Here is a 19,528-nt window from a genome sequence, read left to right as displayed (position 1 = left end):
CTATGTGGTTTTTATTTAATAATTTTTTACAGAATCCAATCTTTTTAGAACAAATCATTGGCATAATAAAGCCGTATTTATGGGTTAATAAGAGCGTTTAATTGTCTTATTAACAATTTCTGCTTGAAATATTCACATTTAGGAAATAAATACCGGCTAAAAGTTGTAACTTTGCAGCCCGCATTTTATTTTTAGTAACTTTAACTAACAATAAGCATCCTTTTTGCATATAACTTGTATTAATAACAAAGGACAACATATATGAGGCAGCTAAAAATCGCTACCCAAATCACCAATCGTGATTCCCAGGCCGTTGAAAAGTATCTGCAGGAAATTTCTAAAATTCCGATGATCACTCCCGAAGAGGAAACTACACTGGCGCAAAGAATCAAGATGGGTGACCAGAGAGCACTGGACAAACTCGTGCAGGCCAACTTACGTTTCGTGGTATCTGTTGCTAAGCAGTACCAGCACCAGGGCCTTTCTCTTAGCGACCTGATCAACGAGGGTAACCTCGGTTTGATAAAAGCAGCCCAGCGTTTCGATGAAACCAAGGGTTTTAAATTCATTTCATACGCCGTATGGTGGATTCGCCAGTCCATTTTACAGGCGTTGGCAGAGCAGGGTAGATTAGTCCGCCTGCCTCAAAACAAAATTGGCACCTATAACAAAGCAAATAAAGCCTATATGGCTTTTGAGCAGGAACATGAGCGCGAACCTTCAACCGAAGAGTTAAGCGAGATTCTCGAAATGAGCGAAACCGAGATCAACAACATTTTCCAGAGCAACACCCGCCACACATCATTGGATGCACCCGTGCACGAGGCAGAAGATGTGGCCATGGGCGATTTACTGGAAGGCAGCGATGATACGGATGAAGATGTGATGAAAGATTCTTTGCGTGAAGAAATCAAGCGTGTATTGAAATCACTTAGCCCGCGTGAAGCAGAAATTGTAAACGCTTATTTCGGCCTTGAAGGCGAAAATGGTGTAACCATTGAGCAGATAGGCATGAAGTATGACCTTACAAAAGAACGCATTCGCCAGATTAAGGAAAGGGCTATCAAACGTTTGCAAAAAGCACGTTACAGCAGCTCGCTTAAATCGTACTTAGGTTAAAAGCTGTCGCTTTAAAATAAAAAGCCGCTTCAAATGAAGCGGCTTTTTATTTATGATAGCCCATCGTTATTTACACTCAATCCTTCCACAAAAAAGGAAACAATATTATTGAAAGCAGTACAATTAAAACATCAAGGCTGATAAGCAGTAAAACCATTTGCCACCAGCCGCCTTGCAAAGCATCACTAAAAACCTTTGACGAAATCTTACCTAACAATAATAACTGCGGAATTACGATAGGAAAACCCATAATAGCCATCAACGCAGATTGCTGCTGCGCTTTGGCCGCAATAGCCGCCAAAAATGTAAAAACAAGCCCTAAACCTACGCCACCTATAAAACTTATGATCACAAACTGAAAAAAATGAATAACCGGGTTGCCTAACAACAGCGTAAAAATTAATAAAGTAAGCAGGCTCATAACGAGCATGATCATTGCATTAAAAATTATTTTACCAATGATAAAATTAACAGGGCCGGAAATAGTATAATAATATAGCATGCGGCCTTTACTATCCTGTAAAAAACTTTTAGCCACCGCATTCACCGAAACAAATAACTGCACAATCCAGAATAAAGCATTCCATGTTTGATCCCCAGGCTGCCCATTTGTAAGGTATACAACAAATACGGTAGAAGCCACATACAACAGCACGCCATAAAACGTGTATTGCTGGCGGGTTTCAAGCAAAATATCTTTTTTTACCAGCGCCAGTATTTGCTGTGTGGAAAGTTTTTTCATGCGCTGCAAATATACATGCATGTTCAGGCGCAAATGTTTTAAGTAAACGGTAATGGTAAAATTATGTTTCAGTTGCAAAACACTATGGCTTATTTACCGTTTGCGCTTATATTTGCGGCCTAAATTTTAGCTGCGTGCCTGTAAAATTTACTAAAGAGACTTATTTATATTGGTATGAGTTAATGCAACTCATACGCCAGTTTGAGCTTAAGGCTGAAGAAATGTATAAGATGGCCGGTAAAATCCGTGGCTTCTTTCATGCTTATGTTGGGCAGGAGGCCATTGCCGCCGGTTGCATGACAGCCACACGGCAGGAAGATATTTTTATTACTGCTTACCGCGATCATGGACTGGCTTTGGCCAAAGGCGCCAGTGCCAATGCGTGTATGGCTGAATTGTATGGAAAAGCAACAGGCCTTGCGAAAGGTAAGGGCGGCAGTATGCATTTTTTTAGCAAGGAACATTTCTTTTATGGCGGTCATGGCATAGTGGGCGGACAGATTGGTGTTGGCGCCGGTATTGCTTTTGCCGAAGCTTATAAAGGCACCGATAATGTGGTGCTTTGCTTTTTTGGCGATGGCGCTGCCAGGCAGGGTGTTTTGCATGAAACATTTAATCTTGCCATGTTGTGGAAAATACCCGTTGTATTTATTTGTGAAAACAACAATTATGCAATGGGCACATCTATTGAGCGTACTTCAAATGTTGTTGATATTTATAAACTGGCTGATGCTTATGAAATGCCCGGTGATAAAGTTGATGGCATGAGTACAGAAGCGGTGCATGAAGCCATTGCAAGGGCAGTAAAAAGAGCCAGGGAAAAAGGCGGCCCTACCCTGTTGGAAATGAAAACCTATCGCTACAAAGGCCACTCTATTTCCGATCCCGGTAAATACAGAACAAAAGAAGAGTTGGAAGATTACAAAGGCAAAGACCCTATTTTGCTTGTTTTAAAAACAATCAAAGACAATAAGTTTGCTTCTGACGAAGAAATAAAGGCTATTGATGAGCGTATAAATGGTATCGTGGAAGAATCAGTAAAATTTGCCGAAGAAAGCCCATGGCCTGAAGACAGCGAAGTATTAAGAGATGTTTATGCTGATAAAAATTATCCTTTTATAATTGACTAACGGTTTGCTTTTTTTATTTTAAATTTTAATACCTAATATTTTTATGGCTGAAGCGCATGTGCATGAGGCAAAAACGGGAGATACATCTTTTAACATGGAGCGGTTTTGGTTTCGCAATCAAAAACCTATAATTGCTGTTATTATTGCTATAGTGGTTATAGCAGGCGGATGGTTTGCTTATCAGAATTATGTTGTGGCGCCTAAAGAAGCAGAAGCGCAAAATGCTATGTGGAAAGCAGAGCAATATTTTCGCGAAGATTCTTTAAAGCTCGCATTAAACGGCGACCAGTATAACCGCGGGTTTATTTATGTAATGAATAATTACGGTTCAACTAAAACGGGCAAGCTGGCAAAATATTATGCAGGTTTATGCTATTTAAAAACCGGCGATTTTAATAAAGCTGTTGAGAATCTTAAGGATTTTAATACAAGTGCCAAACAGATACAAATGATGGCTTATGGCGCATTGGGCGATGCTTACAGCGAACTGAATAAAAACGATGAGGCAGTTGCTTCTTACAAAAAAGCTGCTGCTGAGTTTACAGACGATGCCACCATGAGCAGCGAATATTTGTTCCGCGCTGCATTAAAACTCGAAACAGTAGGCAAAACCACTGAGGCTTTGGATTTATATAAAGAACTCAAAGAAAAGTTCCCGAATACCAACCGTGGTTTTGCAGCCGATAAATATATTTATCGTTTAAGTATAGTTCCAAACGATTTTAGTACGAAATAATGGCATCAAAGGGAAATAAAACATTAAACAAAGGCATCCCCAAACTAAAGGATGCCTTTATCATTATTGTAAAAACCGAGTGGAACAGCGTGATTGTTGATCAGCTTGAAAAAGGCGCCATTCAATTATTACAGCAGCAAAATATTGCCTGCAAAACACTCGTGGTTCCCGGCGCTGTAGAAATACCTTTTGCTATAAAAGCTTATGCAGAAAGCCAACAGCAAAAAGCAGATGCGTTTATAGCATTGGGCACGGTGATACGCGGCGATACACCGCACTTTGATTATGTATGCAAATTTGTTACAGATGGCATTCTTTCTTTAAATATGGTATTGGATGTGCCCTCTATTTTCGGTGTGCTTACTGTAAACGATGAGCAGCAGGCCGCAGAGCGCATTGGCGGCACTCACGGTAACAAGGGTGAAGAAGCAGCCGTAACGGCCATTAAAATGATCGCCCTCAACCGAAAATTAAAAAAGTAATTTTGTTATCAGCGACATAACAAGCATTGAGCACGGTTGTGTCACTCCCTTGTACTGTTGAATCGCTATTCAGCAAACTTATTTTCGAAATGAATGTTCAGATTTTTATACCATGTTTTATCGACCAGTTATATCCTTCCGTTGGGTTTAATATGGTAAAAGTGCTAGAAAAAGCAGGTTGCACCGTTTCTTACAATACTAATCAAACCTGCTGCGGGCAGGCCGGTTTTAATGCAGGCTTTTGGGGCGAAGCAAAAGATGTTTGTAAAAAATTTTTGAAGGACTTTAGCGGCGCCGATTATATTGTTGGCCCAAGCGCAAGCTGCGTTGGTTTTGTAAAAAATTATTATGAAAAGCTTTTTGAAAACACCATACAAAAAGCAGAAGTGGAAGATATAAAAAAGCGCATTTATGAGCTCAGCGATTTCCTGGTAAACGTTTTACATTACACTGATTTTAATGCAAGCTTTAATGCCACGGCCACTTACCACGATAGTTGTGCCGCCCTGCGCGAATGCCACATAAAGCAGGAACCGCGCACACTTTTACAAAACGTAAAGGGTTTGCAATTGGTGGAGATGAACGACGTGGAAACCTGTTGCGGCTTCGGCGGCTCTTTTGCCGTTAAATTTGAACCTGTCAGTATTGCAATGGCTGATCAAAAAATTACAAACGCCGCAGAAACAAAAGCGGAATATATCATCAGTACAGATATGAGCTGCCTTATGCATATCGATGGCTGTATAAAAAATAAACACGCTGATCTTAAGGTACTGCACCTGGCAGATGTACTGGCTAATTTTTAATTAAGAAGATTTAAATTGTGAAATACCAGCCCGGAGACGATATAATTATTTTACACACGAACGAAGAAGGAAAAGTAGCAGAGATCATTAATGACAAAATGTTGCTCGTGGAGGTACGCGGCGTTCGCTTTCCTGTTTACACAGACCAGGTTGACTTTCCTTATTTTAAACGTTTTACCAATAAGAAAAATGTACCAGTAAAAAAACCTGCAAAAACATACATTGACGACATTCCGAAAGAGAAAAAAAAGGCGCAGCAAACAATAAGGGAAGAAGGCGTCTGGCTTTCTTTTATTCCAAAATTTACAATGGATGAATTTGGTGATGAAATGGTGGAATTGTTTAAGTTATATCTCGTCAATAAAAATACCATAGGTTATAAATTTCAGTATGTACAGGGCTTTTTTGGTAATGAAGAGTTTGAACTGAAAGGTGATATATTAATGCGTAATGATTTTTACCTGCATGATATTCCTTTCAGCGATTTTAATGATAATCCTTTCTTCAATTTTGAATTTAGTTTGATAACGCCTGAAAAAAATAAGGCTGAATATTATGAAACATCCATCAAACTAAAGCCAAAACAGCTCTTTCAGCGCATTGAAGAAATGAAAGAGAAAAATGAACCTTCCATTAATTTCACACTGTTTGATACGTATCCCGAAAAAGCTATTGAAGAAAAAGTAGAGCTCACACCAAATATTCTCAGGAAAAATAAAGTTTACCAGGCTGACAGAATCCGGGAACATTTAGAACCTGCCCGCAGTGTTGTTGACCTGCATATGGAGAAACTTACAGATGAGTGGCAGCGTTTAAGCAATTTTGAAATCCTCACAATTCAGCTAAGAGAATTTGAGAAGTGGTATGAACTGGCGCTGGCGCATCACTTACCATCCTTTACCGTTATTCATGGCGTTGGCAGCGGCAAACTGCGTGATGAAATCCATGATATTCTGAAAACAAAAAGAGAAGTAAAAACATTCATCAACCAATATCATCCGCGATATGGTTATGGAGCAACAGAAATTTATTTTCAGTATTAATTACTCGTCTTCTACAATCTCAAAATTTCGCACAACCGATTCTCCATTTTCATCCACCACAGTTAATACATGTTTTCCTGGTGCAGGGTTAACCGCCATCTGGTGAAAATTTTCTGTTTCGCCTATATACATATCATCTATGCTCCAGAATAATTTAGCCTGGTTATTACGTGCCGTTACGGTAAAAACTGTCCGGCCCTTTTCACCGGTTATTTCTTTCGGTACTGATATTCTTGCCCCTTCCTGCGGATAAACAATCTCAAATGCGGATTGTATTTCACTCAAACATCCGCTCATAAAAGGTGGTAATATTTTATAGCCCGCATGCCGTTGCTTATAATAAAACTCCATGGTTGGCGGCAGCACAAACCATTTTTGATGTACCATTTCGGATGGAGAAACACAATTGGCTGTTACACGATAACTTTCGGTGTTATCAAGATGAATAATATGATGATATGGGCAAACCGCCGCCTGCTGTGCATTTGCGGAAACAAGCATGGTATCAATATCTGTACAATATTCACCGGCTTTAAAACCGGATTGATGGCAAACAGGTAAATAAGCAAAATCGTACTGCGGCGGCTGAAACCATTTTGATTGCGGCAATGTTCTGAAAATATCGAACATGATCGGCGCCGCCGTGTTAATGCCCGTTAAGCCGGGACGGCCAACGCCGGTGGTGTTACCCACCCAAACCACTACGCAATATTTTGGTGTGAAGCCAACTGCCCAGCCATCACGAAAGCCAAAGCTCGTTCCTGTTTTCCATGCTATGCGCTGCGCCGATTGAAACATTCCCCATAAGCCTTCTACTCCCGGCCGCATCACTTCGTTCATAGCATTGAATGTATGCCACAATGAAGTGTAGTCAAACAGCTTAACGGTCTCTATTGACTGTGGACTGTTGTCTATTGACCGTTGATCATATCGCGGCATAAACCAATCCTCCGCATTCCATTTGCCTTTGTTTTGCTGTTGATGCAAATACATTCTTGCCATGCTTGCATACACCCCGCACAGTTCGTACGGTGAAATTTCACAGCCTCCCAATATCAGGCTCATTCCATAAAAACCAGGCGGATGATCAAGCGTTGTAAACCCACATTGCTTTAATACATTATAAAAACGCTGAAACCGATATTGCTGCAGCATTTTAACGGCAGGAATATTCAGGCTTCTTGCCAATGCACGGTTAGCAGGCACTGCGCCATCATAACCCAAATCAAAATTTTGGGGTGCATAACCATTTATCTGCGTGGGAATATCAGGCACCAATTGTTGCGGCAGCATTTTCCCTTCGCTTAACAGAGATGCATACAGCAAAGGTTTCAAAGTGCTGCCGGGACTACGTTTGCTCGCCAGCACATCAACATAACTTTCAGCAGATGAATCTGCTGGCGTATAAATATTGCCGATATAAGAGAGTATGCTGCCGCTTTCAACATCAACCACCATTGCTGCTGCATTGTTTATCTGGTTTGATTGCAATTGCCGGTGATGCCGGTTAAGAATATCATTTACCTGCATTTGCAGGTTAATATCTATTGTTGTTTGAATACCTGTTGAGATATTTTTATTGGAAGATAATTGCTGCGCAACAATATCTTTCCTGAATCTGTTCAGCAAATGCGGCGCAAATTGAGGAAGTGGTTTTGGTTCGCCGGGTAATGGCTCCGATTTTGAAAGCGCTGCGGTAGTTGAATCAATAATATTTGCAGCGGCCAGTTTATCCAATAAAAAATTTCTTTTCCTTAATAATTCCTGCTGGTTTTTTCCGGGCCGCACCAGCGACGGTGCATTGGGCAAAACGGCCAGTGCAGCCGTTTCTCCCCAGCTTAGTTGTTCAGGGCTTCGTTCAAAATAGCGCCAGGCCGCGGCATCCAGCCCAACTATATTGCTGCCGAATGGGGCATTGGACGCATATAAAGCGAGCACAGTTTTTTTGCGATGAGTGAATTCTAATCTTACAGCTAAAATGCTTTCAATAAGCTTATTAAATATATTCCTGTTTTGAGCGCCACGGCTTAAGCGTATAACCTGCATGGTTAGTGTGCTGGCGCCACTTACCGTTGATCGCGATCTTATGTTTTGAACAAATGCTCTTGCAAAAGCAACCGGGTCAACACCAGGATGATAATAGAACCTTTTATCTTCGAATGTCGTAATGCATTTGGCAAATTTATCGGGGACCTTTTCATTAAAAGGAAAACGCCACTGGCCGTCTTCGGCAATGGATGCATTTAAGAGGTTACCATCTTTATCTTCTATAATATAACTGGTTGGGGCGGGAAATAAGTTTGCAGGCAAACAAAGGCAAAACCATATAAAAAAAACCAAGGTAATGCCCAGAAAAACTTTTATTCGCAGGGGTAGTGCTGTTAATTTGTTTTGCAGGCGGTACACAGGTACGAATGTACATACAAAAAAAATCCCCCGGCAGAAACCGGGGGTAGTCAGGCACGGGGTTTTTCATGTAAAGCGTTTAACTATCATTTATACCTCGTACATTGATTCTGATTCCCCTTTAATTTCATTATATTTATCTTTTGCACGATTTACAAGATCATTAGCCCGGGTTTTTACTTTGCCATAAGTTTCAGAAACTTCGCCGGCAAATTCGTCATAACTATCTTTAATACCCTGCGCCCTTCTTGATATTTTTTTACGGGTTTCTTCCCCGCTTTCCGGTGCAAATAAAACACCAAGCAAAATACCAACGAGCACACCATTCATAAATGTTCTGAAATGCATAAATCAAATTTTAGTATTAATGAATACAACTCTAAAATCAAGCCATATTAATCCTGGTCTGGTAAAACCCTGCTTTTGCCCACAAACGCTGCAATTGAACAACTAATACCTAAACAAATAATGCCACTTAATACCATAACTAATAGTTTTATGTGGAACAGTATTGAAAATTTCATGCCCAGACCTTATATCCTGTAATTACGGCATGAATAAAAAAATCAAAGAGCTTTGTGGGAAAACTACTCCACACAAAATAACATCAATTTACTTTAACCAGCTTCTCTGTATTTTTTTGTACATAAGATTTAACAAGCGTCCTGATCATTTCATTTTCAGGATAAGTTGTGAGATAGGTTTTTAAATGAGCCGGGTCAAATGACTCGTTGTCATGCGGCAATAAACCCATTCCATAAAATTTTCCATTTTCCACCAGTACACAGCTTTTTTGATTGCCGGTGGCAGGCGATTCTATAATGGCAAATGAGCCCATGTTTTTCTGCAGAAAGTTTACAGCCTGAATAACTTTTTCATTATACAATTCGCAGGTAATGGTGGCAGGTATATGTAATTGTTTTTGCAGGAAACATAAAGCCGGGTGCAATTCAAACTGCTTTACCATTTTCCACAACGCACGATGTGCATCGCCCAGCAGCGTAAAGCTGGCCACAGGTTCGGTATGTTTTCTTTTTTTATCAATGGCAAGGCGAAGAAAACCTGCAGAATCTTCAAAGAGATAAATACCATAAAACTGTTCAGCCCGTTTCTGGCTGAAGTTATATTCCGGCCAGTATTTTTTTATTTCTACGCTTTCAAGAATGAAAGCTGTAAACTCAGTGGGGCATTCTGTAAATGTTACTTCATAAATATTCCGTAAAAATTCCTGCCGTTTTTTTCCGGGGTTCAATCCTGTAAAATGGCTAAGCACACGCTTCTTTAAATTCTTGGCCTTGCCCACATAAATTATTTTCCCTTTGGCATTGTGGAAATAATAAACACCCGGCACATAAGGCAGTTTCTGGATACTTTCCTTGGGAAGATTGGGCGGGAGAATTTGTTCATGATTATCTTTTTTCAGAAAATCTTTAATAATCTTTTCACCGCCTTCTTTTAATATTTTCTGAAACAAAATGGCTGTTGCATCTGCATCGCCACCGGCACGGTGGCGGTTTACAACCGGTATTTCCAATACCTGACAAAGATGCCCCAGGCCATATTTAGCCATACCGGGGAATGCTTTACGGCTGAGCTTAAGGGTGCATAGTTTTTTAGGCAGCCAGTGATAACCATTTTCCTGCAAATGATGCCGGATGAAAGTATAATCGAAGTTTACATTATGTGCTATAAAAATACGGTTGCTTAAAAGGTTATGAATATGCTGCGCCACTTCAGAGAAAGATGGTGCAGTTGCAACTGCGTCATTACTGATGCCGGTAAGGTAAGTAATGAAAGAAGGAATGGGATAGCCGGGATTAATAAGTGTTTCATACCGGCCTTCCACTTCGGTGCCATTATGCAAAACAATTGCTATTTCGGTAATACCGTTTTGCGCAGGATGGCTTCCCGTAGTTTCTATGTCAACAATAGCATACACGCTACAAAGTAAAAATTAAAAAAGAAAAAGCAAAAAAGTGTTTACATGCTTACATAAGCAAGGTTAAGAAAGCATATTATTTTGATTAAAACAATATGCTATCCAGCTGTTTCATTTATCTGACAATTAAAAGCAGTTAAGTATTTTTGCGCCCTTGTTGCTGCACAACATTATGCAGCACAAGGGAGTGACACAACCGGGCTGCCACCTGTACTTCAGCCGGTAACAAAAAAAATAAAAATCATTAAGAGCGAAGCGATTAATAATTAAACATGGAATTATCAAAAAATTTTAATCATACGGAAGCTGAGGCAAAATGGTATGCACACTGGATTGAAAAGAAATATTTCAGCAGCACGCCGGATGAAAGGGAGCCTTATACGATTGTAATACCGCCGCCAAACGTAACCGGCGTGCTGCACATGGGCCATGCCTTAAACAATACCATCCAGGACGTATTGATTCGCCACGCCCGCATGCACGGTAAAAATGCCTGCTGGGTGCCGGGCACAGACCATGCATCTATTGCCACAGAGGCCAAAGTGGTGCAAATGCTGCGTGAAAGAAATATTACAAAAGCTTCCTTAAGCCGCCAAGAGTTTTTAAAATATGCCTGGGAATGGAAAGATAAATATGGCGGCATTATTTTGCAGCAGCTTAGAAAACTTGGCTGCAGCGCCGATTGGGACCGCACCACTTTTACGATGGACGATCACTATTATAAAACAGTGATTAAAGTGTTTGTTGACCTCTATAACAAAGGCCTTATTTATCGCGGCGAACGCATGATAAACTGGGATGTGAAAGCCAAAACAGCGCTGAGCGATGAAGAGGTTATTTACAAAGAAACCAACAGTAAATTATATTATGTAAGGTATAATGTAATTGAAGAATCGGCTGTAGGGCTGCACGACCTGGCTTCCCCGGGCAGTATTGTAATTGCCACCGTTCGCCCGGAAACAATATTGGGCGATACGGCTATTTGTGTAAGCCCCAAAGATGAACGTTATAAACATTTGGTTGGCAAAACGGCATTGGTGCCTTTAATCAACCGGCGCATTCCCATTATCGCCGATGATTATGTGGAAATGGAATTTGGTACTGGGGCACTGAAAATTACGCCGGCACATGATATGAACGATTATAACATCGGTAAAAAATATGGCCTTGAGGTAATTGATATTTTGAATGATGACGGCACGTTGAGTGAAGCTGCGCAGTTATTTGTTGGCGAAGACAGGTTTGAAGCCCGCAAAAAAATGGTAGCAGCGCTGGAAGAAGCCAAACATATTGTAAAGATTGAAGATTATAAAAACCAGGTGGGTTACAGTGAGCGTAGCGATGCAGTGGTAGAGCCAAAACTAAGTTTACAATGGTGGCTCAGTATGAAAAAATTAAGTGAGCCTGCTTTAAAAGCCGTATTGGATGAAACGATAAAATTCTTTCCACCCAAATATGTAAACACATATAGGTATTGGATGGAGAATGTAAAAGACTGGTGTGTGAGCCGCCAGCTTTGGTGGGGCCAGCGCATTCCTGCCTGGTATGATGAAGAAGGAAATTTTTATGTGGCGGAGAGTGAGGAGGAAGCTTTACAACAGGCTATGAGTCGTGAGCCGCGAGCTGCGAGAAAAGAAGGCTCACAGCCCGAAGCTCGAAGCTCGAAGCTGATTCAGGATGAAGACGTATTGGATACCTGGTTCTCTTCATGGCTTTGGCCGATGGAAGTGTTTAGAGGTTTATCTGATCCAGGCAATAAAGACATTGAATATTATTATCCCACACAAACATTGGTTACCGCGCCGGAAATAATTTTCTTTTGGGTGGCAAGGATGATCATAAGCGGGTACGAATACAAGCACGAAAAGCCTTTCAGCAATGTTTATTTCACCGGTATTGTGCGGGATGAACTGGGCAGAAAGATGAGTAAAAGTTTAGGTAATTCGCCAGACCTGTTGGCGCTGATAGATAAATATGGTGCGGATGCCGTTCGCTTTGGCATACTCATCTCCTCTCCCGCCGGCAACGATTTATTGTTTGATGTAAAAGAAGAAAGCACATTAAAACAAGGCAGCTTCTTCATCAATAAAATATGGAACGCAATGAAGCTGGTGAAGATGTGGGAAAGCCGGTCAACAGCCAAGAGTCAACAGTCAACCGAAAACTTCGCCGTTACATGGTTTGAACAAAGATTGAATGAAGCCAAACTTGAAATAGAAAAGTTATATGAACAATTTAAATTAAGCGAAGCTTTAAAAACAATTTATTCTTTGATATGGGATGATTTCTGCAGCTGGTATCTCGAATGGATTAAACCAGGCTTTGAACAGTCCATTGATGCCGGTGTTTATAATAAAACCATTGAATTTTTTGAAGAGTTGATGCAACTCCTGCATCCATTCATGCCGTTTGTTACAGAAGAAATTTATCATTTACTGCAAAAGCACGACGATGATATTTGTGTGAAGCAGTCAATGGTGGATAATCAATGGTCAATGGAAGTTTTACGGCAGGGACACTTGTTGAAGAATGTAATTACTACTATCCGCGATGCCAGGAATAAGAATAACATCAAGCCAAAAGAAAGCATTGAGTTATTTATTCAATCGGCCAACAAAGAAACATATACCAGCTTTGAAGAAATTTTAAAGAAGCAGGTGAATGCGGCTTCTCTTTCATTCACCCAGGAAAACATTACAGGTTCAATTGTCACGACCAATGAGGAAGATAAATTCTACATCAAGAGTGAACAGCAGGCAGATACGGCCACATTAAAAGCGGAGCTTGAAAAAGACCTTGTTTACCAGAAAAATTTTTTACAATCGGTACAAAAAAAATTGAACAATGAACGTTTTGTACAAAATGCAAAACCGGAAATTGTTGAACTGGAGAGAAAGAAGCAGGCTGATGCCGAAGCAAGAATTAAAACACTGCAAGAAAGTTTGAAGAATCTTATCTAAACAGGATTAACAAATCATTGAAATTTTAAATGTTGAAACTTTTAAACATCAGAATTTTTAAAAGCATCTTAATTGCAGGATGCTTTTTTATTGGTTTAAAAACCAATGCGCAAAACTGGGATATTAATTTATTGAGGGATATTAATCCCCAACATCCCAATTCATTTGTATGGAAAGGTGTTTCGAGCTCTGCTTACCCTGTAAGCATTGCAGTGCCGGTTAGCTTGTTTGTTGAAAGTAAGATCACTCACAACAAGAAGGATGAGTATAAAGCTTATGAAATTGCGGGCAGCGTGGTTATTGCTGCCGGCGCTACAACCATTATGAAGCAGGTATTCGACCGGCAACGGCCTTTTCAAAAATACAACGATGTTTATCCGTACAAATATGAAGATGGAAAGTCATTTCCTTCGGGGCACGTAACCTTGGCTTTTGCAGCGGCAACAAGTGTTTCGTTGCAATATAAAAAATGGTACATCGTTGTGCCCGCTTATGCCTGGGCCGCCGGTGTTGGTTACTCAAGATTGTATTTAGGCGAACATTATCCTACTGATGTAATCGGAGGCGCAGTTATCGGTGCCGGCAGCGCATTCATATCACACTGGATCAGTAAAAAAATTTTTAAGTAAAATGGCTTCGGATATAATAATTCGCAAGGCGACAACAGCAGATATAGACACCATACATGCAATGGCGCATACAATCTGGCCGCCAACATTTGGAGATATACTTTCTGCTGAACAAATAAATTATATGCTGAACCTTATTTACAGCAAGCCATCATTACAAAGCCAGGCACAGCAGGGCCATTTCTTTTTACTGGCTGAAGCGCATGGTGATCCTGTTGCTTATGCTGATTACAGTTTGCTTAAAAACACCATTTATAAACTCAATAAGATTTACATTCTTCCATCACACCAGGGAAAAGGCATTGGCAGGTTGCTGATTGAATACATCATTCAATCGATACAAAAAGAAAATGCAACAGCATTGTTACTGAATGTAAACCGCCATAACAAAGCAAAGGGTATGTATGAACGGCTGGGTTTTAAAGTAATTGGTGAAGAAGATATTGATATTGGCTCAGGTTATTTTATGAATGATTATATCATGGAAAAGAAATTAAAGTAGCAGTTTACCTGTTATATGCAGTCCCGTCATGCAAAATATCCTATGCTGAAAATGAACATTAACTGTATCGAAACCGGACACCTTACTTATTTGTTTCTTTGCTAACTAATTGCTTTTCAATACTTGTGTTAATTGGTACATCTTTCTTATACTTGAGGTACATTAAATTAATCTGCATGATAGAATTACAACATCTTTCAAAATGGATAACAATAGGCGGCGCTAAAACTTATCTTCTGAAAGATATAAATCTTACGATTCAACAAGGCGAATTTGTTTCTGTAATGGGCCCTTCCGGTTCGGGGAAATCTACTTTATTAAATGTACTGGGCATGCTGGATGAATTTAATGAAGGCGATTATTTCTTTATGGGAGAGCATGTAAATAAACTGAAAGAAAAACATCGTTCCCAATTGTACAAACAATATATCGGTTTTGTTTTCCAGGCTTATCATCTTATTGATGAATTGACAGTATATGAAAATATTGAAACGCCTTTAATTTACCAGAACTCCAAAACATCTGAAAGAAAAGCCATCGTGGCAGATATACTCGACCGTTTTAATATCGTTGGTAAAAAAGATCTTTTTCCAACGCAGTTAAGCGGTGGCCAGCAACAGTTGGTGGGCATAGCAAGGGCGCTTGTTGCCAATCCAAAATTATTATTGGCTGATGAGCCCACCGGCAACCTTAATTCCAAACAAGGCGAGGAAATAATGGAATTATTTAAAACGCTGAATGAAGAAGATGGCGTAACCATTATACAGGTAACCCATTCTGAAAAGAATGCTGAATATGGCTCCCGCATTATTAATTTATTAGATGGAAGAATTGAACAGTAAAAAGTATATGAAGAACCGGATTATGATAAGAACTACATTAATAGCATTGCTTACAATTATAAGCACAGCAATATTTGCACAGGCTGATTCCACAATGGCCAAACTTACATTGCAGCAATGCATACAATTAGCTTTAGAAAATAATAACGATGTGCAGCGAAGCGAAGTAACATCAGGCATTTCAAAGGCTAACTGGCAAAATGCAAAAGGTTATATGATTCCCACATTAAATGGAGATATAAGCCATGGTGTACAAAACGGCCGCAGCATTGATCCTTACACAAACTCTTATTCAAACCAAACGATCAGGTACGGCAATTATGGTTTAAACACCAGCCTTACACTGTTTAACTTTTTCTCCATCCAGCGCGCCATTAAACAAAACAAGCTGGCCTTCCAGGCAAGCGAATTCGAGATTCAGCAGCAAAAAGATGCCGTGGCTTTAAATGTAATTCTTCAATACCTGCAAATATTAACCAATGAAGAATTGCTTTCTGCTGCCCGGCAACAACAGGATGTATCTTCAAAACAGGTGGAGCGGCTTGAAATATTAAATGAGGATGGCAGCATTGGGCCGGAAGAATTATCTGACCTTAAAGGCGTATATGCACAAAATGAATTGGCAGTAGTAAGTGCTGATAATAATTTGCAAACAGCCAAAATAACACTGGCACAACTGCTTAACATTCTTTACAATAAGAACATGGCAATTGAAGCAATAAATATTGCCGACATTACAGATAATACCATGTTAAACACAGATTCTATTTACAGGTTGGCTTTACAAAACCTTGCCATAGTTAAAGCTGCTGAATTAAGACAAAGCAGCGCCGTATATGGTGTAAAAAGTTACCGTTCGCAGCGTTATCCTTCCTTGTATTTCAATGGTGGTTTATCTACCAACTATTCAAGTGCGGCCGCCACGCAGCAGTTTACCGGTTCAAATGACATAGCCACAGATAATTATGTACTGAGTAATGGCGACAAACTTCCTGTGTATACGGTGCAGAATAATTATATATCTCAAAAAATACCTTATGGTAACCAGTTTTCCAATAACTTTTATAATTCATTCAGCGTTGGCATAAGCATACCGCTGCTGAATAATTTTAGAAACAGAACGCAAATAAAAACAGCGTTGTTGCAACAGAAAGATGCAGAGATCGTTTTAAAAACCACTAAAACGCAGTTGCAGCAAAATATAGAACAGGCGCATGCCAACGTAGTATCGGCCAGGGACCGGTTTGCAACGCTTACCAACCAGGTAAATGCCTATAAAGAATCTTTTCGCATTGCTGAAATAAAATTCAATGCCGGCGCTGTTACTTCTGTAGATTATGTTATTGCCAAGAACAATTACGACCAGGCAAACCTGAACCTCATTATTGCCAAATACAATTATGTTTTAAGTGCTATGGTGGTTGATTATTATAGCGGCAAACTGAAATTTTGATTAATCTTTATACGGATTTTCTGATGGCGGCAAACCCTATCCTGAAAATCAGGATAGGGTTTGTAACGTGTAAGATGGCATCCGGGTTTTTAGGGTATAAATTGATTGCCGCAACGGCAATACAAAAAACGAAAGCGGTGAGTATTGAAAATCAAATGGTAATTTTTTTTGGAACTGCGTGGAATATTCGTAAATCTTTGTGTTACATGCAACTTGTATAAACTTCGGCATCAACAATGCTATTCAGCTTTGGTAAATTGTATTAATCATCAGCTTTTGCATTTCAATTAAGCATCAGTAAAAAGTGGTTGTTTTTTTAAGTTGCAAACATTATTCGCAAAGCATTCATTTCAACCGGCAGACGAATCGCTATTGGGCAGGACTTTAAGCAGTAGTAATTCTACTCAGCAATTATTTGCAAAGTGGTTTTGGCGGACAGTGGACAACACGCAGTTGACTGTAATTGTGCTGCACTTTATGCAAAAAGTTTCGTTTGTACATAATTCAATGTTATTGTGTTTTATTCGCTCAAGTGTGCATGTAACAAGCGTATTTGTGTCAGCGGGGCTGACACGAAGTTTGCTCAACTAAAGTTTTTCAATTAAGCGTTCCGTCGTCATCGCGACGGAACGCTGGCGGCAACAGAATTTTCATCCGCTTTTGTTTATTAATTTAGCTTCGGTTATAAGCCGACGGGAACGCTGTTCCCGCCGAACACAAATACCTGAGCCGTTACCTGCAACCTGCCGCGACCCAAAACTCAAATCGAACTAACACAACAATGAGCATTAAATTCTTACTGACAATTCTGACAGTAGCCACTATTTTTCTCACATCATGCAAAGACACGTCACATAAATTCGATCCGGACACATGGTACAAGGAAACAAAGCAAGCTATACTCGAACAATCAAATAAGGCTGCCGACAGCACACATACAGAAAACTACGATGATGGCAAGCCTCATAAAGTAAAATATTTTAATCGAGGTATGCCGACGATTGAGAAGTGGTATAGAGAGACAGGTGAACAGGTAGTAGAAACCCACTATTCGTCTGACGGGAAGTTTGAACTTCGAAGAGAAATCTGTCCCAGCGGAAAAGTTGCTTTTGAAGGCATCTTCGTCAATAAAAACGCATATGGACTTTCGACGTGGTGGGGTTGTGGCGAACATAAGCAAGAAGAAGGGATACGCTTTAACAATGAAAAGGTGGGACAATGGAAAACGTGGGACAGCAACGGAAAAGAAAGCGTTTCTGACTATGGAGGTTCAGAGCTTATTGACTCGCTGCAAACAATCAAAATTTCGATTTAGACAATTACATTCATAATGACCACGGCTGCAGGTAACAGTGCATTTGCAATAGCATGGCTGGACGTTGGCAATCGGCGGCAAAACATTTTTCAGCTATGTTTTCGGCAGACATTACGCTGTTGGTCATTAGTTCTTAACTTCAACATTTTTCAATTAAGCATTTGTTCCAGGCTGACAGTTCGCTATTGCCATGCCATCACAAATGCTTCAACGTTGGCTGTAATTTTCAAAATGATATTATGAGTTTGAGCGACATTCTCGGTCTTGGTAAAATACTCCCAATTGATAAGCTAATCGATATTATTGGGAAAATGACGGGCAGACTGACCAAGCAATATTTTGACAAAAAAGATATTGACACAAAGGCTTACGAAATTAAGGCTCTTGCACAGGCAAGGGCTGAAGAAATGAAAATAATTGCAAGTGCTGTAAAAGACAATTTCACTGGCACAGGTGGAATTGAGTACAAGGAGGAGAAGTTGCAAATTTCTTCGCCGTCCCAACCAACCCCAGTTAACATTTCACAACTTCCCTCACCAGATTTAGAAAGTAGAACGCAAGAACGATTGTTATTTCAACAAGCAAAAAAACAACACAATATTGAAAGTATTACAAGCATTGCAGCGGAACAACTTAAAGATGAACCAGCAATTGATAATAAACCAATCGATGAGGATTGGATGAATAGGTTTTTCAATATTGCCGAAGACATTTCAAATGAGGAAATGCAATCGCTCTGGGGTAAAATATTAGCAGGTGAAATAAAACGACCCCAATCTTACTCTCTGAGAACGTTAGAGCTAATCAGAAATTTAAGTAAAGAAGAAGCCGACATAATAACTAAAATCGCAAACTTTGTGATTAAGATTAGGAACGATTATTTGTTGTACAAGGGCAATGACAGCGCACTGGAAAAGTATGGAATATCTTATTATGATGTTGCTTTACTGACAGAAATTGGAATTATCCAACCAGGCGATTTTATCACATACCATTTCAAGCCTAACACTTCACTTACAAGGACACCTATATTATATGGAAACCTTGTTTTGGTTGTCGAAAGGCAAGCTAATGCTTCTGAACAAAGACTACCAGTCGAGTTATTTACAAAGACAGGTGTTGAAGTATTGAAGCTACTAAACATTTCACCGTCTTTAGATTATTTAAAAGAAATTGCATCATTTCTAAAAAGAGCTGACACAACTACTAAATACGGAAACATATTGAGCTTTGAAGGTGATGCAATAAGGCACACGAACCTCATGGAAATATAAAACTACAGCCAATAACTAAGCATTCGTTGCGTCCGCAGGACGAACAATGAAAGCGCTGTTGAACGGAACCTACGGTTGCCGGTGTTACATTATGGGGTTGCCGGTCTGCGATGCAAGGGTATTTGAGCAAACTATCAGGTTTGTTTTTTA

The 19,528-nt window shown here is 39.9% G+C and carries 17 protein-coding genes; 13 read left to right on the top strand and 4 right to left on the bottom strand.

All coding sequences use genetic code 11. From position 1 onward, the window contains the following. Positions 1-261 precede the first annotated feature (261 nt). Positions 262-1,119 (top strand): sigma-70 family RNA polymerase sigma factor, encoded by an 858-nt coding sequence (locus tag ACTHN6_RS16500; RefSeq protein WP_090658553.1) that lies wholly within the window; start codon positions 262-264, stop codon positions 1,117-1,119. A gap of 76 nt (positions 1,120-1,195) precedes the next feature. Here ACTHN6_RS16500 and ACTHN6_RS16495 read toward each other — a convergent pair whose 3' ends face one another. Continuing rightward, a complete protein-coding gene (locus ACTHN6_RS16495; RefSeq protein WP_440436877.1) occupies positions 1,196-1,861 on the bottom strand; it encodes a heme exporter protein CcmB in 666 nt (221 codons plus the stop codon). Positions 1,862-1,995: 134 nt separating this feature from the next. Between ACTHN6_RS16495 and pdhA the strand changes: the two genes are divergently transcribed. The 5 genes from pdhA to ACTHN6_RS16470 all read left to right on the top strand — a co-directional run bounded on the left by pdhA (position 1,996) and on the right by ACTHN6_RS16470 (position 6,058). Continuing rightward, complete coding sequence (gene pdhA, locus ACTHN6_RS16490) at positions 1,996-2,991, top strand: pyruvate dehydrogenase (acetyl-transferring) E1 component subunit alpha (protein ID WP_440436876.1); 996 nt, start codon at positions 1,996-1,998, stop codon at positions 2,989-2,991. 43 nt (positions 2,992-3,034) lie between these two features. After that, positions 3,035-3,727: a tetratricopeptide repeat protein gene (locus tag ACTHN6_RS16485; protein ID WP_440436875.1), complete on the top strand. Its 693-nt coding sequence runs from the start codon at positions 3,035-3,037 to the stop codon at positions 3,725-3,727. Then, on the top strand, positions 3,727-4,209 hold the full coding sequence (gene ribH / locus ACTHN6_RS16480) for a 6,7-dimethyl-8-ribityllumazine synthase (RefSeq protein WP_440436874.1): 483 nt from the start codon (positions 3,727-3,729) through the stop codon (positions 4,207-4,209). Before ACTHN6_RS16485 ends, ribH begins: the two co-directional genes overlap by 1 nt. Before the next feature lie 89 nt (positions 4,210-4,298). After that, the gene (locus tag ACTHN6_RS16475; protein WP_440436873.1) at positions 4,299-5,015 is read left to right on the top strand and encodes a (Fe-S)-binding protein; all 717 of its coding nucleotides are present in this window, start codon (positions 4,299-4,301) and stop codon (positions 5,013-5,015) included. Between the two features lie 17 nt (positions 5,016-5,032). Further along, positions 5,033-6,058, top strand: a complete 1,026-nt coding sequence (locus tag ACTHN6_RS16470) for a Smr/MutS family protein (protein ID WP_440436872.1) — start codon at positions 5,033-5,035, stop codon at positions 6,056-6,058. On the opposite strand, the gene pbpC is transcribed toward ACTHN6_RS16470, so the two are convergent. The 3 genes from pbpC to ACTHN6_RS16455 form a co-directional block, all read right to left on the bottom strand. Further along, the gene (pbpC, locus tag ACTHN6_RS16465; RefSeq protein ID WP_440436871.1) at positions 6,059-8,368 is read right to left on the bottom strand and encodes a penicillin-binding protein 1C; all 2,310 of its coding nucleotides are present in this window, start codon (positions 8,366-8,368) and stop codon (positions 6,059-6,061) included. A gap of 186 nt (positions 8,369-8,554) precedes the next feature. Continuing rightward, positions 8,555-8,812 (bottom strand): YtxH domain-containing protein, encoded by a 258-nt coding sequence (locus ACTHN6_RS16460; protein WP_143075835.1) that lies wholly within the window; start codon positions 8,810-8,812, stop codon positions 8,555-8,557. A gap of 259 nt (positions 8,813-9,071) precedes the next feature. Continuing rightward, complete coding sequence (locus tag ACTHN6_RS16455) at positions 9,072-10,403, bottom strand: exonuclease domain-containing protein (protein WP_440436870.1); 1,332 nt, start codon at positions 10,401-10,403, stop codon at positions 9,072-9,074. A gap of 272 nt (positions 10,404-10,675) precedes the next feature. Between ACTHN6_RS16455 and ACTHN6_RS16450 the strand changes: the two genes are divergently transcribed. From ACTHN6_RS16450 to ACTHN6_RS16420, 7 genes are all read left to right on the top strand, one after another. Next, positions 10,676-13,363, top strand: coding sequence for a valine--tRNA ligase (locus ACTHN6_RS16450; RefSeq protein WP_440436869.1), 2,688 nt, complete (start codon positions 10,676-10,678; stop codon positions 13,361-13,363). A gap of 29 nt (positions 13,364-13,392) precedes the next feature. Further along, entirely contained in the window at positions 13,393-13,992 is a 600-nt protein-coding gene (locus ACTHN6_RS16445; protein ID WP_440436868.1) for a phosphatase PAP2 family protein, read from the top strand. Between the two features lies 1 nt (position 13,993). Continuing rightward, positions 13,994-14,494, top strand: coding sequence for an N-acetyltransferase family protein (locus tag ACTHN6_RS16440; protein WP_440436867.1), 501 nt, complete (start codon positions 13,994-13,996; stop codon positions 14,492-14,494). 176 nt (positions 14,495-14,670) lie between these two features. Beyond that, positions 14,671-15,336 (top strand): ABC transporter ATP-binding protein, encoded by a 666-nt coding sequence (locus ACTHN6_RS16435; protein WP_440436866.1) that lies wholly within the window; start codon positions 14,671-14,673, stop codon positions 15,334-15,336. Positions 15,337-15,358: 22 nt separating this feature from the next. After that, positions 15,359-16,789, top strand: a complete 1,431-nt coding sequence (locus tag ACTHN6_RS16430) for a TolC family protein (protein ID WP_440436865.1) — start codon at positions 15,359-15,361, stop codon at positions 16,787-16,789. Positions 16,790-17,570: 781 nt separating this feature from the next. Then, complete coding sequence (locus tag ACTHN6_RS16425; RefSeq protein ID WP_440436864.1) at positions 17,571-18,104, top strand: hypothetical protein; 534 nt, start codon at positions 17,571-17,573, stop codon at positions 18,102-18,104. 239 nt (positions 18,105-18,343) lie between these two features. Further along, complete coding sequence (locus tag ACTHN6_RS16420; protein WP_440436863.1) at positions 18,344-19,378, top strand: DUF2806 domain-containing protein; 1,035 nt, start codon at positions 18,344-18,346, stop codon at positions 19,376-19,378. Positions 19,379-19,528 lie beyond the last annotated feature (150 nt).

Source organism: Parafilimonas sp., from assembly GCF_051953455.1.
Taxonomy (GTDB): Bacteria; Bacteroidota; Bacteroidia; order Chitinophagales; family Chitinophagaceae; genus Parafilimonas.
The sequence above is the reverse complement of the archived record's forward strand: the minus strand, read 5'-3'. Positions and strand labels throughout refer to the sequence as shown.